Annotated in this window: 3 protein-coding genes; all 3 read left to right on the top strand. The window is 39.5% G+C overall.

The features are described from left to right. Positions 1 to 478: 8-oxo-dGTP diphosphatase (locus ABUA34_RS14125; RefSeq protein ID WP_349823527.1), on the top strand; the 478-nt coding region annotated here is incomplete at its 5' end. A gap of 135 nt (positions 479 to 613) precedes the next feature. Continuing rightward, positions 614 to 1,063 (top strand): hypothetical protein, encoded by a 450-nt coding sequence (locus ABUA34_RS14120; protein ID WP_349823526.1) that lies wholly within the window; start codon positions 614 to 616, stop codon positions 1,061 to 1,063. 26 nt (positions 1,064 to 1,089) lie between these two features. Beyond that, entirely contained in the window at positions 1,090 to 2,013 is a 924-nt protein-coding gene (locus tag ABUA34_RS14115) for a zinc ribbon domain-containing protein (RefSeq protein ID WP_349823525.1), read from the top strand. The last annotated feature ends 485 nt before the right edge of the window (positions 2,014 to 2,498 follow it).

Below are 2,498 nucleotides of genomic sequence, written 5' to 3'. Positions count from 1 at the left end.
GTATAGAAACAACAGGATGGAGAAAATGGCGGAAATAGAGAAGGTAATATTTATGAATATGTGCATGGTATATGATCACGCTGGGCGTGTACTTGCACTCGATAAAGTAGGGAAAAGCTATTCCGGAACGACATTCCCTGGTGGACATGTGGAACCCGGAGAGACATTCACAGAATCGGTGATACGAGAGATATATGAGGAGACCGGGCTGACCATAAGCAATCCAAAGCTCACCGGAATATATCACTGGATGACTGGAGCTGTGAGAAATGTCGGATTTCTGTACAAGACGGATGAGTATCAGGGGGAACTTATATCTTCAGAAGAGGGCAAAGTGTACTGGATATCGGGAGAAGAGTTTCTGCGAAAACCGCTTGCACCAGGAATGGAACAGGTGTGGCAGATGATGCACGATGACAGTGCGTCGGAATGTCTGCAGACACTTACGGAAAATGGCATAGTTTCAAAGATACAATAACAATAAAAGTTTAATGGGATTTATGGGGAAAAGAAAATGTCAATATTTTCAGATATATCAAATCTTTCAAATAAAAAACGTAAATTGGAGGTGCCAGCGCCAGATACAAAATTGCTCGTGAGGGGGATAGTGTTGTTGGCATTGGGACTTCTCGGAGCCTCAGTCTATACAGTTGAGGATATAGATAAGACGCCGGCTCTTGTTTTTCTGTGTATTGGAGCGGCTTTGATCATAGCCGCTATAATTTCTTTGATCTGTTATGGAAAACAGGTGACAGCATTTAAGAAATATACTCCAACATGGGAGAAACACAGAAGTATATTTGATGATTTTGCCATAGAATTAAATCATTGGTATGATTCTGACATGCGTCCACGCAGCTGTGATGGAGACACATCATATATTCTTCGCCTTCAGAAGGATAGAATGGCACGGAAGGGCATTCGTATGATACAGCATACATCACCTGTGAAGAGAGAAACGATGGGAACTACAAGAGTGCCTCGAAAGACATCCTGGTACACAGTTGATCTCATGTATGAGGGTGTTGACAGACATCTGCAATTCCAGAATTCAACGGCATAATATATGAGCGTGTAACTGAAGATACGATGTACGAGACAGTTGTCCATACTCCAAATGAGCAGGAACTTACACGTATGTCCATGTCTTGTCCAAACTGCGGTGCAGTTAGTCCTGTGGCAGCTCTCACGGAAGGCTGCCCTTATTGTCGTACGGTTTTTCGTATCAGTGATCTGTTTCCCCGTGTAACAAATATATTTTTTATACGAGAGAATGCTTCTACAAAGAATCAGAAGAAGATGGGAAAGGCCACAGGGATAACAATGCTGGTTTTCTTCCTTGCATGTTTTATACCTTCTTTTCTCGACCGGGAAACTCCAATACCGCAGGCTTTGTTAATGTCATTTTTTGTAGCACTTATTATGGGCGGAATATTTGGATATATAATTTCTATTATTATATTTATGACAAAACAGTTCAACAGGGATGGACGAAAGAGAATACCGTTCTGGTCCTATGTGACAACAAAAGGAAAGGTCAAAAGTGCATTTGCACCATATGATCCGTATTTTTCATTTGAGAAGTTTGAGGGACAGATCATATCTCTTATCCGTATGGCGATTATGTCAGACCACCCGGAGAATCTGGCATCATATTGTGGTGGAACATTAAATCCATATTTTCGGGATATTATAGAAATGACATATATGCAGGCTATGACAGTGCAGGATATACATATGGAGGGAAGTCATCTGTGCATGACACTCAGAACATGGTGGATAAATTACAGTGAGAAGAATGGACGCGTCAACAGGTGCGGAGACTGTATAGACGTTACACTTCGGAGAAATGTTGCTTACATGGAACCTCCTGGATTCTCCATTACATCTGTGTATTGCAGGAATTGTGGAGCAAGCTTTGATTCTGTCCGTCAGAGAAACTGCCCATATTGCGGAACCGTATATCACATGGAGAATGAAGGTTTTATAATTGAAAGACTTGAGCTGGTATAAGCAAAGAGTATAGATACAATATAAGCTGAGTATAAAGGAAACGGAGAAACTAACAGGTATAGTATCTTAAAATCTGATTATAACGAGGAATATAAAAGAAAGAAATAAAAAGAAAATAAGAAGAGAATAAGAAAATACATAATAGGAAAAACACAAAAATAGAAAAAAGAAAAAATATGCTTGACATTGTAAAATGATGGTGGTATCTTATAAAAGCTGTCGCGTGAGACGGTGTCAGAAACATCTATAAAGCATCAGATTTTGAGATTTATTCGTTATATAATCTCCCGATTATGATACGAAATCAGTTCATAAGGGCTGACGAAATGACTTGAAAAAAGATGAAAAAAGTTGTTGACATTGAGAAATGAATGTGATAGTATTTAGAAGTTGTCGCTGAGAGGCGAGAACATAAAGAACCTTGAAAAATTAACAACATGACAACCCTGAAATTCCAAACAAGAATTTCAAGAACGTCGGATCAG

This window comes from Coprococcus sp. RTP21428st1_C9_RTP21428_210409, assembly GCF_040227395.1.
Lineage (GTDB): Bacteria > Bacillota > Clostridia > Lachnospirales > Lachnospiraceae > Coprococcus > Coprococcus aceti.
Note: the sequence above shows the minus strand (reverse complement) of the source record. Positions and strands in the feature narration are given on the sequence as shown.